Origin of the sequence: Streptomyces sp. RerS4 (genome assembly GCF_023515955.1) — a bacterium.
GTDB lineage: Bacteria > Actinomycetota > Actinomycetes > Streptomycetales > Streptomycetaceae > Streptomyces.
Window position 1 is genome coordinate 5,069,463 of record NZ_CP097322.1, and the last position, 22,180, is coordinate 5,091,642.

Sequence of the window (22,180 nt, forward strand, 5' to 3'; positions counted from 1 at the left end):
TCCTACAACACCCCACGACTCAGCCCGTGACGCTCGGGGCGCCCGTCTCGATGTGGCCCGTGTAGCGGCGCGACCAGGTGCCGTCGCTGTCGGCGAGGATCGTGAAGTCGTACCAGCCGTCGTTGTAGGCCACCGCGTTGAAGTGGTCCTCGCGCGAGGAGTTCGCCGGGACGGTGTACGTCCACGGGCCGTCCGAGCGGTAGGCGTTCGAGCGGACGGTGAAGGTGACCGGGGAGCCGGAGGCGTTGGTCATCTTGAACCAGAGGGCCGTCTTGCCGGTGCCCGACTCCACCGCGAAGCGGGCCGCGACCTCCAGGGACTTCCCGGGCTTGGTCGCGTCGCCGATGAAGCGGCGCAGGAAGCGGTTGGGCCCGTGCATCGAGAGGTCGTACTTGCCGGAGCCGCTGCCGAGCCCGATGTTGAAGTAGTCCGTCGCGGTCGAGTTCGGGTCCACCGTGTACTGCCAGGCGGCCGTGTCCCGGTGCTGGTGCGGGTGGATCGAGAAGTGCGCCGCCCGCGTCGCCGGGGATCCCTGATTGGTCATCGAGAACCAGGCCAGGATCTTGCCGGCGGCCCCGAACTCGAAGCGGTCCAGGTTGCCGTTCACCTGGTACGGCAACGCCCGCGCCGGGCGCGTCCCGGGCTCCTGCGTCGGCTGGGCGTTGTCCTGGGGCACCGGGTTCGGGAGGGGACCGCAGGTCGACTGCCCGATGACCTTCGCCGTCGACGGGAGGCCGGCGGGGACCCCGTAGACGGGGTGCGCGAAGTCGAAGACGCCGGTCAGGTCGCCGACGACCCTGCGGCGCCACGCGCTGATGTTCGGGCACGTGGCCGGGGTGCCCAGGGCCGCCGTCCAGGTCTCCATGAAGCGCAGCACCGACGTGTGGTCGAAGACCTCGGAGCTGACCCAGCCGCCCCGGGTCCACGGGGACATCACGAGCATCGGGACGCGGAAGCCGAGGCCGATCGGGACGCCGTCGATGTACTCGCCGGGGGTGCCGGGCGGGGCGACCGGCGGGGGAACGTGGTCGAAGAAGCCGTCGTTCTCGTCGTAGTTGAGGAAGAGGACGGTGGAGTCGAAGACCTCGGGGTTCGCGGCGAGCGCCCGGTAGACCAGGTCGACGAAGTGCGCGCCGTCGCCGGGCGGGGCGTAGGGGTGCTCGGAGAAGGCCTCGTTCGCCACGACCCAGGAGACCTGGGGGAGGGTGCCGGCGACGACGTCCGCGCGGATCGCGGCCGCGATGTCGTCCGGGGTGGAGCCGGTGACGCGCGGGACGGAGGCCATGCCCCGGTCGTGCAGCGGGTCGCCGGGCCTGGCGTCGGTGAACTTCTTGAAGTAGGCCAGGCCGTTGTCCCCGTAGTTGTCCTGGGCGTTCTGGTAGACCTTCCAGCTCAGGCCGGCCCGCTGGAGGGCCTCGGCGTACGTCTCCCAGGTCAGCCCGGACTCCTCGCCGCCGTCCTTGCTGCCCGCGTCGACCTTGCCGCTCCACAGGAAGGTGCGGTTGGGGCCGGTGGCGCTCAGCGCCGAACAGAAGTAGGCGTCGCAGATCGTGTAGTGGTCGGCGAGCCCGTAATGGAACGGTATGTCCTTGCGGTCCAGGTAGCCGAGGGTGTGGGTCTTGCCGACGCCCGCGACCCAGTTGTCCATCCGGCCCTTGTTCCAGGCGGCGTGCTGCGAGGTCCAGCTGTGCGGCAGGTCGCCGGTGCACTGGGCCAGGGTCTCGCCGTCGGCCCCGCCGGCCGCCGGGGTGGCGGAGAGCTTCCACGGGTACTGGCGGCCGCCCCAGTGGGGCTGGTTGAACATGCCCCAGCCGCCCGGGAGGTTGCCGGCCGCGCGGTCGCCGAAGCCCCGGACGCCCTTCAGCCTGCCGAAGTAGTGGTCGAAGCCGCGGTTCTCCTGCATCAGGATCACCACGTGCTTCACGTCGGTGATGGTGCCGGTCGCGGCGGCCGCGGCCGCCGACGCCGGCGTGATCGGGGGCAGGGTCGCCCCCGCCACGAGCCCGGCGCCGATTCCCACGAAACCCCTGCGGCTGATGGGTGTCACTGGCTGCTCGCCTCCCACTCAAGTGCCCCGTCGGCACATCGACGCACAGAGTGGCGGCAGCCGCCGCAAAGGTCTACAGCCGTGCGGCAAGGAATCGGTGAACATCCGGTTGGCCGGCATCAGTCGGCGAGGCGGACCAACATCTTGCCCAGATTCTCCCCGCGGAGCATCCCGAGGAAAGCCTCCACCGTCCGGTCGAATCCCTGGACAACGGTGGTGTCGGTGCCCACCGCGCCGCTGCGCAGGTGCGGGACCAGGAAGTCCTCCAACTCGTCCTGGAGATTGGTGTGGTTTCGAACCAATACGCCTTCCAGGCGCAGCGACTTGTGGACCACCTCGAAGAGGTTGCGCGGCGCCGCCGGGGAGCGGTCGCCGTTGTACATCGAGATCGCGCCGACCCAGGCGATCCGCCCGAAATCGCGCAGGGAGTCGATCGCGCCCTCCAGGTGGTCGCCGCCCACGTTGTCCACGTAGACGTCGATCCCGTCGGGGGCCGTCTGCGCCAACTGCTCGCCCACCGGCCCGTCGTGGTAGTCGAAGGCGGCGTCGAAGCCGAGCGTGCCGGTGAGGTGGCGCACCTTCGCCGCCGAGCCGGCGCTGCCGATGATCCGGCGGGCGCCGAGCAGCCGGGCGATGTGTCCGGTCGCCGTGCCGACGCCGCCCGCCGCGGCGGAGACGAAGAGGTCCTCGCCCTCGCGCAGGGCGGCGGTGCGGGTGAGGGCGGCGTACGCGGTCAGGCCGGTCCCGCCCAGGATGGACAGGTACGCCTCCAGGGGGACGCCCTCGTGTACGCGCAGGCGTCGCGTGCCGTCGACGCCGAGGCTGACCAGGGCGTGCGTACGCCAGCCGGCGCGGTGGAAGACCAGGTCGCCTTCGTTCAGCCCCGGGTCGCGCGAGGCGAGTACGCGGCCCACGGAGCGGCCCTCCAGCGGGGTGTGCAGGTCCAAGCCGTCCTCGCCGCCGTCCATCAGGCCCCGGTGGTAGGGGTCCACGGAGAGCAGCAGGTTCTCCACGAGGGCCTCGCCGGGGGCGGGTTCGGGGACGGGGGAGGAGACGTAGGCGAACTCGCCGGGGGTGGGGAAGCCGGTCGGACGGGCGATCAGGTGGACGGCGTGAGCGGTGTGCGTGGTCATGGACAGGACCGTAGGAAGGAATGGCGCGGCCGGGCAGGGGGTTGCGTTCATGGAAGCCGTCCGACCATGAGCGCGGCTCATACATCGAGGTGGGAACGCTGTGACCGAGCTCGCCCCCCAGGAACTGAGGGTCCTGGTCGCCGTCGCCGAGACGGGCGGGTTCTCCGCCGCGGCCGCCGCCCTCGGTGTCAGCCAGTCGGCCGTCTCGCACTCCGTGCGCGGCAGCGAGGCCAAGGTGGGCGCGGTGCTCTTCGAACGCGGGCGCGGCGGCGCCTCGCCGACCCCGGCGGGGGAGCGGGCCGTGGCCCTCGGGCGGCGCATCCTGCGGCTCTACGAGGTCCTGGGCGCGGAGGCGCGCGCCGCCGCCGGGCCGCCCCCGGCCGGGAGGAGCCGACGGGCGCGCTGCGGATCGCCGCCTTCCGTAGCGCTGCCCTGCACCTGCTGCCCCCCGCCCTGGACCGGCTGACCGCCCGCCACCCCGGGATCCGCCCGGAGGTGCGCGTGGTGCGCGAGATCGGCGCCGGAACGGCGGGGGAGGTGGCGGCCGGCCGGGCCGACCTGGGCATCGCCACCCTGGGCGCCGCCGACGGCGTACCGCCCGGCCTGCTGGCCGGGGAGCTGACGGTGGAGGCGTACTCACTGGTGCACCCGGCCGGACACCCGGACCCGAAGGGGTTGCCGCTCCTGGACTGGGACGAGAACTGCGGCTCCTACACCCGCGCGTGGTGGCGGTCCCAGGACTGGATCCCCCGGGCGACGGTCAAGGCGGAGGACGACGCGATGGTGCTGACCATGGTCGGCCGGGGCCTGGGCATGGCGATCATGCCGGAGCTGTCGCTGCGCGAGGCCACGGACGCCGTGGAGATCGCCGGCCTGGGCCCGGACGGGCCGGCGCGCCGGGTGGGCTACGTCACCACACCGGAACTGGCCTCCACCTTCGCCGTCAGGGCGCTGATCAGGGAACTCAGGGCCGAGAAGGGCTGACCAGGGCCGAAACCGGAGCCGCCGGAGCATCCTTCCGGGCGGTTTCGCGTCTCAGATACTAGGAAGTCCGAGTAATTGCGGAGACATACAGCCCGACCTGCCCTAGCTTTGTAGAAGCCGAACGTCTCGCCGATCCGGCGAATGGCGGTCGAGAGCGCGCGCCCACCGGCAGGCAACCCCTGCGGCCGCAGCTCCCCGCCTCTTCCGGCGCCTTGAAGGAACCCCTCATCCGTGGCCCCGCCACGCCGTGATCTCAAGGAGTCGATCACCATGACCCCCACCTCCGCCGCGACCCGCCGCGTCCGCCACGCCTCCCCGGCCGACCAGGACCGCAAGAACGCCGCCGCCGCCCTCCAGCGCGCCCTGGACCGCCGCGACAACGGTGGCTCGACCGGCCACTGACCCGGCCCGTCGACCGGTCCGACCCGCTGCCCACCCGCCGGTCCCACCCGCCGCCCCGACACGTCGCGTCCACCGCGCGCGCCGCACGCACGTCCATATGGTGGACGCGATATGTCTGAGGGCTGGGACACGGAGTACGGTTCCGTCATGTCGACCAGCCTCAATCTCGCAGTGATCCCCGGTGATGGCATCGGCCAGGAAGTCGTGGCTCAGGGCCTCAAGGTCCTTACCGCGGTCCTGCCCCAGGATGTGAAGCTGGAGACCAAGGAGTACGACCTCGGCGCCCGGCGGTGGCACCGCACCGGTGAGACCCTCCCGGACGCCGATCTGGAAGCGCTCAAGCACCACGACGCGATCCTCCTCGGCGCCATCGGCGACCCGTCGGTCCCGTCCGGCGTGCTGGAGCGCGGTCTGCTGCTGAAACTCCGCTTCGCCTTCGACCACTTCATCAACCTGCGCCCCTCGAAGCTCTTCCCCAACACCGCCACCCCGCTGGCCGGTCGTCCGGAGATCGACTTCGTCGTGGTCCGCGAGGGCACCGAAGGCCCGTACACCGGCAACGGCGGCAGCCTGCGCACCGGCACGCCGGCCGAGGTGGCCACCGAGGTCAGCGTCAACACCGCGTACGGCGTCGAGCGCGTCGTCCGGGACGCGTACGAGCGGGCCAACGCCCGCCCGCGCAAGAAGCTGACGCTGGTCCACAAGAACAACGTCCTCGTCTACGCCGGCCACCTGTGGAAGAACACCTTCGACCGGGTCGGCCGGGAGTACCCCGAGGTCACCACCGACTACCTGCACGTCGACGCCGCGACGATCTTCTTCGTCACCCAGCCCGAGCGCTTTGACGTCATCGTCACGGACAACCTCTTCGGTGACATCCTCACCGACCTGGCCGCCGCCGTGACCGGCGGAATCGGCCTCGCCGCCTCCGGGAACATCAACCCGACCGGCGCCTTCCCGTCGATGTTCGAGCCCGTCCACGGCTCGGCCCCCGACATCGCCGGCACGGGCAAGGCCGACCCGACCGCGACGATCCTGTCCGTGGCCCTCCTGCTGCGCCACCTCGGCTACGAGGCGCAGGCCGCCCGCATCGAGGACGCGGTCTCCGCCGACCTGGCGGAGCGCGACGGCACCTTCCGCTCCACCGACGCGATCGGCGACGCCCTCGCCGCGCGAGTAGCCGGCTGACCCGGCAGCGCCACCTCATCAGGAAGCCGCCAGGTCACAAAGGGACCTGGCGGCTTCACCTGTGCGGCCCCGGGTGCCACCATCTCCCCTGGACCGCTCTCACCCCGCTTCACCGAAGGCGCGGCCGCGCGCGATAATCGAACGCGAGGCCGCGGAATACGGAGAAGCCCGGACGTCCGATACGCAGTGAGCGCGGTCCGCCCTACCCAACCGGTGAAGGACAAGCACTCATGACGACGCCCACGATCGAGCTGAAGCCCTCCTCGAACCCCCTGTCCGACGCGGAGCGCGACGCGATCCTGGCCAGCCCCGGTTTCGGCCGCCACTTCACCGATCACATGGTGACCATCAAGTGGACCGAGGGACGCGGCTGGCACGACGCCGAGCTCGTCCCGTACGCCCCGCTGTCGATCGACCCGGCGAACATGACCCTGCACTACGCGCAGACCATCTTCGAGGGGCTCAAGGCGTACAGGCAGCCCGACGGCACCGTCGCCACCTTCCGCCCGCTCGCGAACGCCGAGCGCTTCCAGGCCTCCGCCCGCCGCATGGCGATGCCGGAGCTGCCGACCGAGCTGTTCATCGAGGCGTGCGACGCGCTCATCAAGCAGGACCGCGCCTGGGTGCCGGACTCCGGTGAAGCCTCGCTGTACCTGCGTCCGTTCATGTTCGCCTCCGAGGTCGGCCTCGGTGTCCGCCCGGCCAACGAGTTCCTCTTCATGGTGATCGCCTCGCCCGCCGGCGCGTACTTCCCCGGTGGCGTCAAGCCCGTCTCCGTCTGGCTCTCCGAGGAGTACGTCCGCGCGGTCAAGGGCGGCACCGGCGCGGCCAAGACCGGCGGCAACTACGCGGCCTCCCTCGTCGCCCAGGCGCAGGCGGCCTCACACGGCTGCGACCAGGTCGTCTGGCTGGACGCCGTGGAGCACCGCTGGATCGAGGAGATGGGCGGCATGAACCTGTACTTCGTGTACGCCGAGGAGGACGGGAAGCGGCGCATCGTCACCCCGGAGCTCACCGGCTCGCTCCTGCCCGGCATCACCCGTGACTCCCTCCTCACCATCGCCCGCGACCTCGGCTACACCGCCGAGGAGGGCCGCATCAGCACCGAGGACTGGAAGCGCGACAACGAGAACGGCACCCTGACCGAGGTGTTCGCCTGCGGCACCGCCGCCGTCATCACCCCCGTCGGCTCCGTCAAGTCCGAGCGCGCCAACTGGATCCAGGGCGACGGCGAGCCCGGCGAGGTCACCATGAAGCTCCGCAAGGCGCTGCTCGACCTCCAGACCGGCCACAGCGCCGACACCCACGGCTGGATGCACCCGCTCGGCTGATCCCCGTACGCACCCGAAGGCCCCCACTCGACGAGTGGGGGCCTTCGGTGTGTTCGCGAGCGGAGACTAGTCGGCCGCCACCGCCACCGAGCCCATCGGGTCGGTGACGGGCGCCGCCTCGGGCCGGATCGTCAGGGCGGTGTACACCACGCCGCCGACCAGCCCCGACAGGATGAAGCTGCAGTCCACCCCGCCGGTGAGGGCCAGCAGCGGGCCCTCGTAGACCGGGGTCGACACGGCGGCCAGTCCCACCGCCGCGCCCGCCACCCAGGAGGCGGTGGCGCGGAGGTTCCAACCGCCGCGGTACCAGTAGACCCCGCCGCGGGCCCGACGGTTGAACACCTGGAGGGCGTCGGGGTCGTAAACGCCCCGGCAGCGGACGTAGCCGATCAGGGTGATCACGGCCCACGGGGTGCCGATCGCGGTCAGGAGCAGCACGAAGGAGGTCATCGCCGACTGCACGTCCCACTCGAAGGAGCCGACGAACACGAAGACGGTGGCGACGCCGGCCGCGGCCAGGGTGGCCGTGGTGCGGGTGGCCTTGGGGACGATCGCGTCGAGGTCGAGGCCCATGGAGTAGAGCATCAGCCCGGCGTTGCCCACCGAGCCGGCGGCCGCGGCGACGAGCAGCGGTACGAGGTACCAGAACGGCGCGGCGTCGACGAGCGGCCCGGCGTAGTCGAGGCCCGCCTTGGCGGCCAGCGCGGTGTACGTACCGAACAGCTGCGGGATCAGCAGGCCGATGAGCAGGCCGAGGCAGGTGGCCCAGAAGACCTTGCGGGAGCCGTGCCGGCGCGGGGAGACGTAGCGGGTGTAGTCGCCGAGCAGGGTGATGAAGGCGACGGGTCCGCTGAGCCCGGCGGCGACGGCGGCGAGCAGCCACGTCGGCCAGAAGGAGCCGAGCAGGTACGCGGTCTCCGGCGGGGCGGCGGTGGTGAAGTCCGGGGCGTAGGCGAAGACGCCGACGGCCAGCAGGATCACCATGCCGATGGACAGGATCTTGCTCATGCGCAGCAGCAGTCGGTAGCCGAAGACGGCCGCGACGACGGTACAGGCCGCCAGCGCGCCGTACATCACGGCCCGGGAGACGCCGGTGTTCGGCAGGCCGGTCAGTCGGGACAGGGTCCCGACCATCACGTCGCCGCCGATCCACAGGGTCAGCGCCGTGTAGCCGAGGGACAGCAGCAGGCCGACGACCGAGCCGACCAGCCTGCCGCGGACGCCGAACTGGGCGCCGCTGGAGGTGGAGAGGTTCGTCGCGGTGCGCAGGGATACCAGCGCGAGCGGCGCGGTGAAGGCGATGCCGACGAGGGTGCCGGTCACGATGGCGGTGACCGAGGGCCACAGGCCCAGTCCGAAGGACGGGGGCAGCCAGCCGAAGACGATCACACCGAGGCAGAGGTTGGAGCCCAGGAGGATCGAAATCAGGTCACGGGGACCGCTGGTCCGCTCCTCCTCCGGGATGGTGTCGACTCCGCGCTGTTCGATGGGCATGGGGGGACTCCCTTGGCAGGGCGGGGGGTGGTGGCGCTTGTCTTTGAGCGACATTCAATGTGACCTAATCCCTGCGGTCCGGTCAATGATTCCTTGAGGCGAGATGAAGAGTTAGAGTGATGCTCTAACCCATCGACTCAAAAGGTGGTGGATCGGCGTGCGGCTGACCCCTACGGAGCGTGACCGGCTGCTGCTGCGCAGCGCGGCGGAACTGGCCCGAGCCCGACGGGCCCGTGGCCTGAAGCTGAACGTCCCCGAGGCCACCGCGCTGATCGCGGACACGGTCTGCGAGGCCGCGCGCGACGGCAAGCGACTGGCCGAGGCCATCGAGGAGGCCCGTTCCGTCCTCGGCCCCGAGGACGTGCTGCCCGGCGTGGCCGACGTGGTCACCGAGGTCCACGTCGAGGCCGTGTTCGACGACGGATCCCGCCTCGCGGTGGTCTCCGCGCCCGTCCAAGGCGCCGCCTTCCTCGGCGACGAGGCCCCGGGAGCCGTCGTGCCGGGCCCTGGCGCCCCGCAGCCCGAACCGCAGCTCCACCTGCGGGTACGCAACACGGCGCCCGTGCCGGTGAGCGTCACCTCGCACTTCCACTTCTTCGAGGCGAACCCCCGGCTCGACTTCGACCGCGCCGCCGCCTACGGCATGCGGCTGTGCGTACCGGCCGGCTCCTCCGTGCGCTTCGACCCGCACGGCGAGGGCGAGGTCGGTCTGGTCCCGATCGGCGGGGCGCGCGTCGCCGTCGGCTTCGCGGGACTGGTCGACGGGGAGCTGGACGCCCCCGGCGCCAAGGAACAGGCCCTGGCCCGTGCCGCCGCCTGCGGCTACCTCGGCGCCGCCGGCGCCACCGACACCGCGGATGGAGAACAGGCGTGAGCCGTCAGACCCCCCACAGCGACCACTGCGCCCCCGGCAGCCGCCACATCGACCCGCACGAGTACGCGTCCGTCTTCGGCCCCCGCGCCGGCGACCGGGTGCGGCTCGGCGACTCCGGGCTGACCGTCCGCGTCGAGCACGACGCCCAGAAGCCGGGCGACGAGTTCCTGGCCGGCTTCGGCAAGACGGCCCGCGACGGCCTGCACCTGAAGGCCGCCGCCGTCCGCGAGACCTGTGACGTGGTCATCAGCAACGTGCTGGTCATCGACGCCGTGCTCGGCATCCGCAAGGTGTCGATCGGCATCCGCGAGGGCCGCATCCACGCGATCGGCCGCGCCGGCAACCCGGACACCCTCGACGGGGTCGACGTGGTCGTCGGCACCGGCACCTCGATCGTCTCCGGCGAAGGCCTGATCGCCACCGCCGGAGCGGTGGACACGCACGTCCACCTCCTCTCGCCGCGGATCATGGAGGCCTCGCTCGCCGCCGGTGTCACCACCGTCATCGGCCAGGAATTCGGCCCCGTCTGGGGCGTCGGGGTCAACTCCCCGTGGGCGCTGAAGCACGCCTTCAACGCCTTCGACGCCTGGCCGGTCAACATCGGCTTCCTGGCCCGTGGTTCCTCCTCCGACGCCGCCCCGCTGGTGGAGGCGCTGGCCGAGGGCGGTGCGTCCGGGTTCAAGGTGCACGAGGACATGGGCGCGCACACGCGCGCCCTGGACACGGCGCTGCGGGTGGCCGAGGAGCACGACGTGCAGGTCGCCCTGCACAGCGACGGCCTCAACGAGTGCCTGTCGGTGGAGGACACCCTGCGCGTGCTGGAAGGCCGCACCATCCACGCCTTCCACATCGAGGGCTGTGGCGGCGGACACGTCCCCAACGTGCTGAAGATGGCGGGCGTGCCGAACGTCATCGGCTCCTCCACCAACCCGACGCTGCCCTTCGGCCGGGACGCGGTCGCCGAGCACTACGGCATGATCGTCTCCGTCCACGACCTCAAGCCGGACCTTCCCGGCGACGCCGCCATGGCCCGCGACCGCATCCGCGCCGGCACCATGGGCGCCGAGGACGTCCTGCACGACCTCGGGGCCATCGGCATCACCTCCTCCGACGCCCAGGGCATGGGCCGCGCGGGCGAAACGATCCGGCGTACCTTCGCGATGGCCGCGAAGATGAAGGGCGAGCTGGGTCCGCTGGACGGCGACGGCGAGGGCGACGACAACGCCCGCGTGCTGCGCTACATGGCCAAGCTCACCATCAACCCGGCCATCGCCCACGGCCTGGCGCACGAGATCGGATCCATCGAGGTCGGCAAACTCGCCGACATCGTCCTGTGGCGCCCCGCCTTCTTCGGCGCCAAGCCGCAGCTCGTCCTCAAGTCCGGCTTCCCCGCCTACGGAGTCACCGGCGACCCCAACGCCGCCACCGACACCTGCGAACCCCTCGTCCTCGGCCCGCAGTTCGGCGCCTACGGCGCCACGGCCGCCGACATCTCCGTGGCCTTCGTCTCGGCCGCCGCCGCGGCCCTGAGCGGCGACGCCATGCCGACCCGCCGCCGCCGGGTCGCCGTACGCGGCACCCGCGGCATCGGCCCCAAGGACATGCTCCTCAACTCCCGGGTGGGCGCGGTCGATGTCGACGCGCGCAGCGGACTCGTCTCCCTCGACGGGGAACCGCTGCGCTCCGAAGCCGCCGATTCGGTCTCCCTCAACCGCCTGTACTTCCTGTAGACCAGCAAGGACACCAGCTATGAACAAGCCCGTCGACGCCGGATTCCGCATGCCCCCCGAGTGGGCTCCGCACGAGCGCACCTGGATGGCCTGGCCCAGCCCCAACCCGACCTTCACCAACGACGAGGAGCTCGCCGAGGCCCGTCGGGCCTGGGGCTCGGTCGCCCGCGCCGTCAGCGCGTACGAGCCGGTCACCCTGGTCGTCTCGCCCGGCGACGCCGACAACGCCCGCGCCGTGGTCGGCGCCGGCGACTCGCACCCCGTCGACCTGGTCGAGCGCGACCTCGACGACGCCTGGATGCGCGACATCGGCCCCACCTTCGTCACGAACGACGCCGGTGAGCTGGCCGCCGTCGACTGGACCTTCAACGGCTGGGGCGCCCAGGAGTGGGCCCGCTGGGACCACGACTCGAAGATCGCCCGCCACGTCTCCGACCTCGTCGGCACCCGCACGTACAGCACCCCCCTCGTCAACGAGGGCGGCGCCATCCACGTGGACGGCGAGGGCACCGTCCTGCTCACCGACACCGTGCAGCTCGGCGAGGGCCGCAACCCCGACTGGACCCGCCGGCAGGTCGAGGCCGAGATCCACGCCCACCTCGGCACCACCAAGGCGATCTGGCTCCCGTACGGCCTGGCCGGCGACTACGGCACCTACGGCACGCAGGGCCACGTCGACATCGTCGCCGCCTTCGCCCGTCCCGGCGTGGTCATGGTCCACACCCAGCCCGACCCGGCCCACCCGGACCACGAGCGCTGCAAGACCATCGCCGCCCTCCTGCGCGCCTCCACCGACGCGCGGGGCCGGCGGCTGGAGGTCGTGGAGATCCCCGCGCCGACCGTCCTGGAGGAGGACGGCGAGTGGGTCGACTACTCGTACATCAACCACTACCTGTGCAACGGCGGTGTGGTGCTGTGCGCCTTCGACGACCCGCGCGACGAGGAGGCCGCCGAGATCTTCCGGGGCCTGTTCCCCGAGCGGACCGTGACACTCGTTGACGCACGTACGATTTTCGCCGGGGGTGGCGGCATCCACTGCATCACCCAGCAGCAGCCGAAGGTCTGAACGCGGACCCGGCGGACCTCGTGAAGGAGTGACCATGGCGGCGGGCGGAGTACCGGTACGGGCGGCGCGCAAGAACGCGCCCCCGCGCGAGGACGTCCTCGTCGCCGCCATGGCCATGATCGCCGAACGGGGTCTGGACGGCCTGACCATGGCCGGACTCGGTCGCGAGGTCGGCATGAGCAGCGGCCACCTCCTCTACTACTTCGGCAGCAAGGACGAGCTCCTGCTGCGCACCCTGGAGTGGAGCGAGGCCGCGCTCGGCGCCGAGCGGCGCGCCCTGCTGGCCCGGCGCGGCCCCGCCCGCGAACGCGTCCAGGCGTACGTCGACCTCTACGTGCCCGACGGCCCCCGGGACCCGCACTGGACCCTGTGGCTGGAGGTCTGGAACCGCTCGCAGAACGCGGGACCCCAGGAGCGCGAGCGCCAGGCGGCCATCGAGGGCGCCTGGCACCGCGACCTCGTCGCCCTGCTCGCCGAGGGGATCTCGCGCGGCGAGTTCCGCCCCGTGGACCCCGACCGCTTCGCGGCCCGGCTGCGGGCCCTGCTCGACGGGTTCAGCATCCAGGTGGCCGTCGGCCTGCCCGGGATAGGGCGCGAGGACATCCTGGAACACGTACGCGAGTTCCTGACGGACACCCTCGTGGCCCTGGGCAGCGGCGGCGTGACCGAATACTGAGATTCGCGTCCATCGGCGCGAGCCGGTGTGAAAGACTGCGGGCGTGCCTGCTCAGCTCATGATTACGGACAGCAGCGCGCCGGTCCTTCAGTGACCGCTCACCCGTGGAAAACCTTCGCGGAAGCGGCCACCGTGCCCCAGACCCGCGCGCAGACCTCTCGCACCCGCGAGAGGTTTTTTCGTTTCCCGGCCCGAATCCTGCCGGGGCCCGTGGCGCGCGATGATGGGGGCAGTGGATCCCCGGTCTCCGGAACCACTCATCCGACAGGAGTCAGATCAGCATGACGACGACAGAGGCGACTGCGCCGACAGCGGCACTCGACGACAGCTTCCATGTCTTCGACACCACCCTGCGCGACGGCGCCCAGCGTGAGGGCATCAACCTCACGGTCGCGGACAAGCTGACGATCGCGCGGTACCTGGACGACTTCGGAGTCGGCTTCATCGAGGGCGGCTGGCCCGGCGCCAACCCCCGCGACACCGAGTTCTTCGCCCGCGCCCGCGCCGAGATCGACTTCAAGAACGCCCAGCTCGTCGCCTTCGGAGCCACCCGCCGGGCCGGCGGATCCGCCGCCGAGGACCCCCAGGTGCGCGCCCTGCTGGAGTCCGGCGCCCCGGTCATCACGCTCGTCGCCAAGTCCCACGACCGCCACGTCGAGCTCGCGCTGCGCACCACCCTCGAAGAGAACCTGGAGATGGTGAGGGACACCGTCTCCCATCTGGTCGCGCGGGGCCGGCGCGTCTTCGTCGACTGCGAGCACTTCTTCGACGGCTACCGCGCCAACGCCGAGTACGCCAAGTCCGTCGTCCGCGCCGCGCACGAGGCCGGCGCCGACGTCGTCATCCTCTGCGACACCAACGGCGGCATGCTCCCCGCCCAGATCAACGCCACCGTCGCCACCGTCCTCGCGGACACCGGCGCCCGCCTGGGCATCCACGCCCAGGACGACACCGGCTGCGCCGTCGCCAACACCCTGGCCGCCGTCGACGCGGGCGCAACCCACGTCCAGTGCACCGCGAACGGCTACGGCGAGCGCGTCGGCAACGCCAACCTCTTCCCGGTCGTCGCCGCGCTGGAGATCAAGTACGGCCGCACGGTGCTCCCCGAGGGCGCCCTCGCCGAGATGACCCGCATCTCGCACGCCATCGCCGAGGTCGTCAACCTCACCCCCTCCACCCACCAGCCCTACGTCGGCGTCTCCGCCTTCGCGCACAAGGCGGGCCTGCACGCCTCGGCCATCAAGGTCGACCCGGACCTCTACCAGCACATCGACCCCGAGCGCGTCGGCAACACCATGCGCATGCTCGTCTCCGACATGGCCGGCCGCGCCTCCATCGAGCTCAAGGGCAAGGAACTCGGCGTCGACCTCGGCGGGGACCGCGCGCTCATCGCCCGGGTCGTCGAGCGGGTCAAGGAACGCGAGCTGGCCGGATACACGTACGAGGCCGCCGATGCCTCCTTCGAGCTGCTGCTGCGCGCCGAGGTCGAGGGCCGGGCGCGCAGGTACTTCCGTACGGAATCCTGGCGGGCGATCGTCGAGGACCGCCCCGACGGCACCCACGCCAACGAGGCCACCGTCAAGCTGTGGGCGAAGGGCGAGCGGATCGTCGCCACGGCGGAGGGCAACGGCCCGGTCAACGCCCTCGACCGCGCGCTGCGGGTGGGGCTCGAACGCTTCTACCCCCAGCTGGCCAAGTTCGAGCTGGTGGACTACAAGGTCCGCATCCTGGAGGGCACGCACGGCACCGAGTCCACGACCCGCGTACTGATCTCCACGACGGACGGCACGCACGAGTGGAACACGGTGGGCGTGGCCCCGAACGTCATCGCGGCCTCCTGGCAGGCCCTGGAGGACGCCTTCACCTTCGGACTCCTGCGCGCGGGCATCGAACCGGCGGAGTAGCCGGAAGCGTCAGCGTCCTTTTGTCTGGCGCCCTTATGTCCGTCTTGCACGGGAAAATGGCGGTTCGGGTAGCGTCGTAGACATGAGGACCAGGCTCGTTTCCGCACGCTTCCGATCGCTGTCGGCCGGCCTGCTGCTGGCCCTGTCGGCGACCGTGCTCGCCGTCGCCCCGCAGGCGGCGGCCGACACCGGAGTCGCCGCCGTCGGTGAGGCTTTGAAGAAGGGGCCCGTCTACGTCGATCCCGGAGCGCGGGACCAACTGTCGGCGGACCGGGCCGACGCGTTGGCGGACCGGATCAAGGACGCCGGGAAGCCGGTGTTCGTCGCCGTGCTGCCCGCCACCGGCGAGTTCCCCGCCGACAAGGTGCTCGGCGCCGTCCGCGCCGAGACCGGCATCACCGGGCTCTACGCGATCCGGCTCGGTGACGGCTTCGACGCCGGGGCCGACCGGGCCGTCATGCCGAGCAACGCCGTCCGCAACCTCGCCGAGGCGGTGAAGGTGGGGTCGCCCGACGCCGCCACCCAGCTCGACAACTTCGTCGAGCAGGCCCTGAGCCAGGCCAAGGGCTCGGCGCCCGCCTCCTGGGGCGGCGCCGCGTCCGACGAGGGCTTCGACGCCGGCGCCCTGATCGGCCTCGGCGCGGTGGCGCTGGTCGGCGGTGGGGGCGCGTACGCGCTGGTGCGCCGCAACCGCAAGAAGAAGGAAGAGGTCCGCCGCGAGGCGATCGCCCGGCTGAGCGTCGTCGTGGACGAGGACATCACGGCCTTCGGCGAGGAGCTGGAGCGCCTCGACTTCCATCCCGGTGAGCCCGGCGCGGACGACGCGATGCGCGAGGACTACGCGCAGGGCCTCGACTCGTACGAGAAGGCCAAGCGGATCATGGCCTCGGTCCAGTACCCGCACGAGGTGCAGGGCGTGACCCGGGCGCTGGAGGACGGCCGCTTCGCGCTGGCCCGGCTCGACGCGCGCCGCGAGGGCCGGCCGCTGCCGGAGCGCCGTTCGCCCTGCTTCTTCGACCCGCGCCACGGGCCCAGCGTCGAGGACGCGACGTGGGCCCCGCCCGCGGGAGCGGCGCGTACGGTCCCGGTCTGCGCGGCGGACGCGGTACGACTGCGGGACGGCCTGGACCCGGAGGTCCGTACCGTCGAGACCGAGCACGGTCGGCGCCCCTACTACGACGCCGGCCCGGCGTACGGTCCCTGGGCCGGCGGCTACTTCGGCGGCGGCATCCTGCCCGGCCTGCTGGTGGGCACGATGCTCGGCTCGATGATGTCCACCCCGGCCTACGCCTCCGACTTCGGTGGTGGGGCGATGGACGGGGGAGGTTTCGAAGGGGGCGACTTCTCCGGGGCCGACTTCGACCCGTCCGACTTCGGCGGCGGGGGCTTCGGCGGTGGAGGCGACTTCGGCGGGGGCGGCTGGTGACCGCCCCCGGATCTCCGACCGGGCCCGCCGGGCAGGCCCAGCCCGTCAGGCCTGCTTGATCGCCGAGATGTCGAAGACCAGCTTGACCTTGTCGCTGACCATCACACCGCCGGCCTCCAGGGCGGCGTTCCAGGTCAGACCCCAGTCGGAGCGCAGGATCTCGGTGGAGCCCTCGAAGCCGACGCGCTCGTTGCCGTAGGGGTCGGTCGCGGATCCGCCGAACTCCAGGTCGATGGAGAGCGGGCGGGTGACGTCCTTGATGGTCAGGTCGCCGATGATCCGGTACGTGTCACCGCCGACGTAGGCGGCGGAGGTCGAGCGGAAGCTCATCAGCGGGAAGCGCTCCACGTCGAAGAAGTCGCCGCCGCGCAGGTGGGCGTCGCGGTCGGCGATGCCGGTGGAGACCGAGGCGACCTTCACGTCGATCGAGGCGGCGGAGCGCGAGGGGTCGGCGCCGTCGAGGTGGAGGGTGCCCTCGTGCTCGGCGAAGCTGCCGCGCACGTTGGTCACCATGGCGTGGCGCACGGTGAAGCCGATGCTGCTGTGGGCGGCGTCGACCACGTAGTCGCCGGTGAGGGCGGCCAGCGCGGGGGCCACTTCGAGCGTGGCGACGTCGACGGAGCCGGCGGTGTCCTGGTTACGGCGGGTGAAGAGACCCATGACTTCCTCCTCGGGAGATCCTGCTGCGGAGTTGTTGAATGTTCAACGAGAATGACAGTAGACCCATTCTGTTCAACTTTCAACTTTATTGGGCACGTGTTGCGCCATCTGGCGGAGTTTTGTAGGACTCGCACAAAGGGCTGCCGTCCCCACTGGGGGAGTCCGTACATCTCACGCCGGTTCTGTCCGGGCCGCACAGCGGAACGCGCCGGAGACTGTGTAGAACCAACGGAGGGTTTTCATGGCGCGACTTCGTAAGGTCGGTACATGACCGTTGTGGACCAGACCCCGAGCGAGCCGACGGACGCCCGCGGGCGCGTGGCCGAGCTGCACTCCCTCCGCGAGGACGCCCGGCGCGGACCGAGTGACCGTGCGACCGAGGCGCAGCATGCCAAGGGCAAGCTGACGGCGCGTGAGCGGATTGCGCTGCTTCTGGACGAGGGTTCGTTCAAGGAGGTCGAGCAGCTGCGTCGGCACCGGGCGACGGGTTTCGGTCTGGAGGCCAAGAAGCCCTACACCGATGGTGTGATCACGGGGTGGGGCACGGTCGAGGGTCGGACGGTCTTCGTGTACGCGCACGATTTCCGCATCTTCGGTGGTGCGTTGGGTGAGGCGCACGCGGCGAAGATCCACAAGATCATGGACATGGCCATCGCGGCCGGTGCGCCGCTGGTCTCGTTGAACGACGGTGCGGGTGCCCGTATCCAGGAGGGTGTCTCGGCGCTGGCCGGCTACGGTGGCATCTTCCAGCGCAACACCAGGGCCTCGGGTGTGATCCCGCAGATCTCGGTGATGTTGGGCCCGTGCGCGGGCGGGGCGGCGTACTCCCCGGCGTTGACGGACTTCGTGTTCATGGTGCGGGACACCTCGCAGATGTTCATCACGGGTCCGGACGTGGTCCGGGCGGTGACGGGCGAGGAGATCAGCCAGAACGGTCTGGGCGGCGCGGACGTGCACGCGGAGACCTCGGGCGTGGCGCACTTCGCGTACGACGACGAGGAGACCTGCATCGCCGAGGTCCGCTACCTCATCACGATGCTGCCCTCCAACAACCGCGAGAACCCGCCGGTCCACGAGAGCGACGACCCCAAGGACCGCCGCTCCGACGTGCTGCTGGACCTCGTCCCGGCCGACGGCAACCGGCCGTACGACATGCTCAAGGTGATCGAGGAGCTCGTCGACGACGGGGACGTCCTGGAGGTCCACGAGCGGTGGGCGCGCAACATCATCTGCGCGCTGGCGCGGTTCGACGGGCAGGTGGTGGGCATCGTCGCCAACCAGCCCGGTCACCTCGCGGGGGTGTTGGACATCCACGCCTCGGAGAAGGCGGCGCGGTTCGTCCAGCTGTGCGACGCGTTCAACATCCCGATCATCACGCTGCTGGACGTGCCGGGCTTCCTGCCGGGCGTGGACCAGGAGCACGGCGGGATCATCCGCCACGGCGCGAAGCTGCTGTACGCGTACTGCAACGCGACGGTGCCGCGGATCTCGCTGATCCTGCGCAAGGCGTACGGCGGCGCGTACATCGTCATGGACTCGCAGTCCATCGGCGCCGACCTGACCTACGCCTGGCCGACCAACGAGATCGCCGTGATGGGCGCCGAGGGCGCGGCGAACGTGATCTTCCGCAGGCAGATCGCGGACGCCGAGGACCCCGAGGCGATGCGCGCGCGGATGGTCAAGGAATACAAGGCCGAGCTGATGCACCCGTACTACGCGGCCGAGCGCGGCCTCGTCGACGACGTCATCGACCCCGCCGAGACCCGCGAGACGCTGATCAGCGCCCTCGCGATGCTCCGCACCAAGCACGCCGACCTGCCGTCCCGCAAGCACGGCAACCCGCCGCAGTAGAGACTTCCAAGGAGACCTGCCAACGATGAGCACCGACACCCTGCTGAAGGTCGAGAAGGGCAACGCCGCGCCCGAGGAGCTGGCCGCGATCACCGCGATCCTCCTGGCCCGCGCCGCCGCCACCCCCGAGACCGCCGTCACCCACCGCTCCACCGCCGGCTGGCGCCGCCTGGAACGCTCCCGCGGCTTCCAGCCCCCCCACAGCTGGCAGGGCTGACCCCCGGCCCCTCACCCCACGGCCGCTCAGCCGAGCCGGACCTCGACGCCTTCGGGCATCGAGTCCAGGTCCGGCGGGCGGCTGTCGGCCGTTCGGCACCGGGTGAGGTGGAGCTTCTTCAGGGCCGAGTGGGCGGCCAGGATCCCGAGGTCGTCGGGTAGGACACAGTCTGTCAGCCACAGGTGGGTGAGCTTGGGCGGGTGGCCCCCTGGTGTGCCCGGCCACTGCCGCAGGTCGTAGCCCTCCAGTTCCAGGCTCATCAGCCGGGTCAGACCGTGCAGCACCGTGAAGTTCGCCGGTGCCCCGCTGCCCCCGAGCGTGAGCGAGATCAGATCCGGGACCCCCGCCAACGGGAGGAAATCCGTGGTTTCGCCCAGCATGCTCAACTGCAGGCTTGTCAGGCCCTGCGGCAGCGGTATTTCACTGATGGGCGGCAGCGACGGAAAGGTGAGGCGCAGGCTCATCAGATCCGGCAGATCGTTCAGAACCGATACGTCCCGCAGCCGCACACGTCCTCCCAGAGTGAGCGCCCTCAAGTGGGGGTGGAGCCGCAGCGGTGAGAGGTCGTTCTCGTCCCGGAGGTTGGTGACGTACAGCGCTGAGAGGTCCTGCGCTGCACGGGCGTCCGCGAGCCCGGGCAGCGGATAGGTGATGGCGATTCGGCGGGCTGTGGGCAGCGATGCGAGTTCAGCGCACTGCTTGGGGTGGTCCACGAACAACAAGTGGTCCCTGAGCGAGAACTGCTTCAGTACTCGCTCGGTGAACTCCCGGGCGTCGAAGTACTCCCAGTGATAGGCGAGTTGGCTGTGCACCCGGGGGTCCTGGGCCCACCCCTCCAGCAGCTTCAGCGCTTGATCGCCACCGATCAGCGCGGTCGTCCGGACCAGGGCATCGGCCGCCGCGTCCGACTCCGCGGCCAAAGACGTGGGCAGGCGGCGCAGCACCGGCGTGCCGACTACGGCCAGGGATTCCGCCTCGCTTGTGCGGCGCGGCGGGATCAGGGCGTCGAGCGCCTCGTCCAGCGGGCCGGCGAGCGCGTCGGGTACGGACGGCATGGTCTCCAGGCAGGAGGTGGCGAGCAGGCGCAGACGCCGCCTGTGGCGGGGTTCGGCGGCCGCGCGGGCAAGGATGCCTTCGATCAGCTCCACCTGCTGGGAGGTGTAGGCGTGGCCCGCCGCCATGACGATGGTCTCGCGCCACTGGTCCAGGTGGGCCCGCTCGACCAGGTTTCCGATCCTGTCCTCCCGGACCGCCTCGGCCGCGGCCAGGTACTCCTGGAACGTGCGGTGCAGGAAGTCCACCCGGTCCTCGGCAGGTGCACGCAGCACGCCACAGCGCTGGAGCAGCCGGTCGAAGACCCTGTCGGCATCGGCCTTATCCAGGTGCCGCATTCGACCGAGCGCGGCCCGCACGCGGCTGACGGCCCGCTCCTGGGTGATCTCGCTGCGGTTGGTGTCGGACAGCCACCACGCCAGGTCTTGGAGCAGCAACTGCTTGTCCGTCAGGGACAGTTCGACATCGGGCTCGCCGGGGATGTGGCGGCGGGAATCCCTGACGTGCAGCAGGACGCCCAGAGCCCGGCGGTACAACTCCATCCGGTCACGCGGCAGTTGGCGGCGATCCTCCAGGTGGAGCGCACAGAGCATCGCCGCCAGCAGCGGGCTCGACGCCAGGGAGGCCAGGTGGGGGCGGTCCTTGAGGGCGGTGATCAGGGAGCTCTCGTAGTGCGGGAGTTGTCCGGGCTCGCAGGGGAGTTGATCGCCCTGTTCCCGCACGGCCTGGTGCCACTGGCGGATGAACAGCACCAGGTCGGACGGCCGCATCCGGTCCAGCAGCACGGGCTGGAAGCCGTCGTTGCGCAGCCAGTCCTTGCCGGCTGCCGCAGGGCGTGACGTGACCACGATCCGGTTGCCCGGGTAGTGGCGGACCAGATCGCGCAGCCAGGTCCGCACCGCCCGGCGCTCGTTCGTCGGGAGCTCATCGACCCCGTCCACCAGGAACAGGACCTGCTTGTCGCGCAGCCGGCGGTCCAGCCAGGCCTTGGGCATGTGACCCGAGATGAAGCCGGCGGCATGGTCCATCATGGCTTCCGGTTTCTCGGGCAGTGGCTTGCCCGCGAAGCGCCGCAGTTTGATCAGCACGGGCACGAGCCGGTTCCATTCGGCGAGCCCATCCGTGAAGGTGCCGCGCGCCGCCGTGACCGCGAGCCATTTGAGCAGGGTCGACTTACCCGAGCCGGCCTCACCCCGCAGCAGCACGAGAGGGGCGTCACCCAGCGCCGTTTCCACCCGGACGCCGTGCCCGCCCTCGTCCTCCTCGGCCCAGTCGCCAAGCGCCGAACGTGGCGTGGGCACCAGACGGGAGCGCCGGCCCGTCTCGCTCCCGCCGGTGCGCAGGCTGACGTAGGCCACGGACAGCTTGGTCCGAGGCGCGCGCTCCGACGCGAAGCTGTACAGCTCGATCTCGTCGTGCAGGTCGCTGATCAGCCTCAGGTACTCCTGCCGGAAACCCTCGTCCTGGGCGGTGCCCAGCGGCGCGTACAGCGTCGGGGTGTAGAGGCGCTCCAGCACGCGGGCCACCTCGGATGCCAGGGAGGTGGTGCGCGCCAGCAACTCCGCCACGGCCCGCTCGGTGAAGACCGGCAGGTGCTTGAGGATCTGTACGTAGCACCTCACGCACTCGTCGAAGAGACGGTCGTGGAAGGCGCTGCCCGCCTCGGACAGGCCCGCCGGGGCGGGGACGGCGTCACGGATCCGGCGGGCCAGCACCGTCGCATCGGCGTCCGAGCCGATCACCGCCTCGTCCGAGAGGTTGGCGCGAACGAAGGTGTCGGTCACCCCGTCGAGGGCGGCCTGCCGCTCATTCGCCTCCAGTCCGGCGAACTCGTTGGCCAACAGCGGCTCCAGGCGCACCGAGACGGCGTCGCCCATCTTCTCGAACTGGCGCACCAGATCGTTTTGGGCGCGCAGCCCCTTCACCCGTACGCGGATCAGGTCCCCCATCGAGGACCCCGCCTCCTGTTCGCGCCGGCGCGGTTCCAGCCATAGCGACACCGCTCGGGTGGCCAGGACACGACCCAGGTTGATCGCTGCTGCCTCGGCGCTCACGTCGTCCCCCTTCGTCCCCTCCGTCAGAAACACAGAACGCCGGGAACCCGGACGGGGTTCCCGGCGGACCGGGTGAAAAAGGAGCGCGCG

At 71.0% G+C, this 22,180-nt stretch carries 16 protein-coding genes and 1 pseudogene; 12 read left to right on the plus strand and 5 right to left on the minus strand.

What is annotated here, in order from left to right; translation table 11 throughout:
• Window positions 1-19 precede the first annotated feature (19 nt).
• Entirely contained in the window at window positions 20-2,047 is a 2,028-nt protein-coding gene (locus tag M4D82_RS23600; protein ID WP_249767950.1) for a phosphocholine-specific phospholipase C, read from the minus strand.
• 119 nt (window positions 2,048-2,166) lie between these two features.
• Window positions 2,167-3,180, minus strand: coding sequence for an NADP-dependent oxidoreductase (locus M4D82_RS23605; protein WP_249767951.1), 1,014 nt, complete (start codon window positions 3,178-3,180; stop codon window positions 2,167-2,169).
• Window positions 3,181-3,280: 100 nt separating this feature from the next.
• On the opposite strand from M4D82_RS23605, the pseudogene M4D82_RS23610 reads away from it, so the two are divergent.
• From M4D82_RS23610 to M4D82_RS23620, 4 genes and pseudogenes are all read left to right on the plus strand, one after another.
• Window positions 3,281-4,164 (plus strand): annotated as a pseudogene (locus M4D82_RS23610) (LysR family transcriptional regulator).
• Window positions 4,165-4,434: 270 nt separating this feature from the next.
• Window positions 4,435-4,566 (plus strand): hypothetical protein, encoded by a 132-nt coding sequence (locus tag M4D82_RS34105; protein ID WP_283844500.1) that lies wholly within the window; start codon window positions 4,435-4,437, stop codon window positions 4,564-4,566.
• Between the two features lie 147 nt (window positions 4,567-4,713).
• Window positions 4,714-5,754: a 3-isopropylmalate dehydrogenase gene (locus tag M4D82_RS23615; protein WP_249767952.1), complete on the plus strand. Its 1,041-nt coding sequence runs from the start codon at window positions 4,714-4,716 to the stop codon at window positions 5,752-5,754.
• A gap of 230 nt (window positions 5,755-5,984) precedes the next feature.
• Complete coding sequence (locus M4D82_RS23620) at window positions 5,985-7,085, plus strand: branched-chain amino acid aminotransferase (RefSeq protein WP_249767953.1); 1,101 nt, start codon at window positions 5,985-5,987, stop codon at window positions 7,083-7,085.
• A gap of 66 nt (window positions 7,086-7,151) precedes the next feature.
• On the opposite strand, the gene M4D82_RS23625 is transcribed toward M4D82_RS23620, so the two are convergent.
• Complete coding sequence (locus M4D82_RS23625; protein WP_249767954.1) at window positions 7,152-8,579, minus strand: cytosine permease; 1,428 nt, start codon at window positions 8,577-8,579, stop codon at window positions 7,152-7,154.
• 157 nt (window positions 8,580-8,736) lie between these two features.
• Here M4D82_RS23625 and ureA point away from each other — a divergent pair, with 157 nt between their 5' ends.
• The 6 genes from ureA (at window position 8,737) to M4D82_RS23655 (ending at window position 16,255) form a co-directional block, all read left to right on the plus strand.
• On the plus strand, window positions 8,737-9,453 hold the full coding sequence (ureA, locus tag M4D82_RS23630; RefSeq protein WP_249767955.1) for an urease subunit gamma: 717 nt from the start codon (window positions 8,737-8,739) through the stop codon (window positions 9,451-9,453).
• A complete protein-coding gene (locus M4D82_RS23635) occupies window positions 9,450-11,183 on the plus strand; it encodes an urease subunit alpha (RefSeq protein WP_249767956.1) in 1,734 nt (577 codons plus the stop codon). Before ureA ends, M4D82_RS23635 begins: the two co-directional genes overlap by 4 nt.
• A 19-nt stretch (window positions 11,184-11,202) precedes the next feature.
• On the plus strand, window positions 11,203-12,249 hold the full coding sequence (locus M4D82_RS23640; RefSeq protein WP_249767957.1) for an agmatine deiminase family protein: 1,047 nt from the start codon (window positions 11,203-11,205) through the stop codon (window positions 12,247-12,249).
• 34 nt (window positions 12,250-12,283) lie between these two features.
• Window positions 12,284-12,925 (plus strand): TetR/AcrR family transcriptional regulator, encoded by a 642-nt coding sequence (locus tag M4D82_RS23645; RefSeq protein ID WP_249767958.1) that lies wholly within the window; start codon window positions 12,284-12,286, stop codon window positions 12,923-12,925.
• Window positions 12,926-13,206: 281 nt separating this feature from the next.
• The gene (gene cimA / locus M4D82_RS23650) at window positions 13,207-14,829 is read left to right on the plus strand and encodes a citramalate synthase (RefSeq protein ID WP_249767959.1); all 1,623 of its coding nucleotides are present in this window, start codon (window positions 13,207-13,209) and stop codon (window positions 14,827-14,829) included.
• Window positions 14,830-14,911: 82 nt separating this feature from the next.
• A complete protein-coding gene (locus M4D82_RS23655) occupies window positions 14,912-16,255 on the plus strand; it encodes a hypothetical protein (RefSeq protein ID WP_249767960.1) in 1,344 nt (447 codons plus the stop codon).
• 45 nt (window positions 16,256-16,300) lie between these two features.
• Here M4D82_RS23655 and M4D82_RS23660 read toward each other — a convergent pair whose 3' ends face one another.
• On the minus strand, window positions 16,301-16,915 hold the full coding sequence (locus M4D82_RS23660) for a YceI family protein (protein WP_249767961.1): 615 nt from the start codon (window positions 16,913-16,915) through the stop codon (window positions 16,301-16,303).
• 267 nt (window positions 16,916-17,182) lie between these two features.
• Here M4D82_RS23660 and M4D82_RS23665 point away from each other — a divergent pair, with 267 nt between their 5' ends.
• Complete coding sequence (locus M4D82_RS23665) at window positions 17,183-18,766, plus strand: acyl-CoA carboxylase subunit beta (protein ID WP_249767962.1); 1,584 nt, start codon at window positions 17,183-17,185, stop codon at window positions 18,764-18,766.
• A gap of 25 nt (window positions 18,767-18,791) precedes the next feature.
• A complete protein-coding gene (locus tag M4D82_RS23670; protein WP_249767963.1) occupies window positions 18,792-18,983 on the plus strand; it encodes an acyl-CoA carboxylase subunit epsilon in 192 nt (63 codons plus the stop codon).
• Window positions 18,984-19,009: 26 nt separating this feature from the next.
• Here the strand turns inward: M4D82_RS23670 and M4D82_RS34110 are convergent, their stop codons facing one another.
• Window positions 19,010-22,090: an NACHT domain-containing protein gene (locus tag M4D82_RS34110; protein ID WP_283844501.1), complete on the minus strand. Its 3,081-nt coding sequence runs from the start codon at window positions 22,088-22,090 to the stop codon at window positions 19,010-19,012.
• Window positions 22,091-22,180 lie beyond the last annotated feature (90 nt).

Coding starts and splice junctions, on each gene's coding strand:
- M4D82_RS34105 (WP_283844500.1), top strand. CDS start 4,435: ATGACCCCCACCTCCGCCGCGACCCGCCGCGTCCGCCACGCCTCCCCG.
- cimA (WP_249767959.1), top strand. CDS start 13,207: ATGACGACGACAGAGGCGACTGCGCCGACAGCGGCACTCGACGACAGC.
- M4D82_RS23615 (WP_249767952.1), top strand. CDS start 4,714: ATGTCGACCAGCCTCAATCTCGCAGTGATCCCCGGTGATGGCATCGGC.
- M4D82_RS23625 (WP_249767954.1), bottom strand. CDS start 8,579: ATGCCCATCGAACAGCGCGGAGTCGACACCATCCCGGAGGAGGAGCGG.
- M4D82_RS23640 (WP_249767957.1), top strand. CDS start 11,203: ATGAACAAGCCCGTCGACGCCGGATTCCGCATGCCCCCCGAGTGGGCT.
- M4D82_RS23605 (WP_249767951.1), bottom strand. CDS start 3,180: ATGACCACGCACACCGCTCACGCCGTCCACCTGATCGCCCGTCCGACC.
- M4D82_RS23655 (WP_249767960.1), top strand. CDS start 14,912: ATGAGGACCAGGCTCGTTTCCGCACGCTTCCGATCGCTGTCGGCCGGC.
- M4D82_RS23670 (WP_249767963.1), top strand. CDS start 18,792: ATGAGCACCGACACCCTGCTGAAGGTCGAGAAGGGCAACGCCGCGCCC.
- M4D82_RS23660 (WP_249767961.1), bottom strand. CDS start 16,915: ATGGGTCTCTTCACCCGCCGTAACCAGGACACCGCCGGCTCCGTCGAC.
- M4D82_RS23645 (WP_249767958.1), top strand. CDS start 12,284: ATGGCGGCGGGCGGAGTACCGGTACGGGCGGCGCGCAAGAACGCGCCC.
- M4D82_RS23620 (WP_249767953.1), top strand. CDS start 5,985: ATGACGACGCCCACGATCGAGCTGAAGCCCTCCTCGAACCCCCTGTCC.
- M4D82_RS23665 (WP_249767962.1), top strand. CDS start 17,183: ATGACCGTTGTGGACCAGACCCCGAGCGAGCCGACGGACGCCCGCGGG.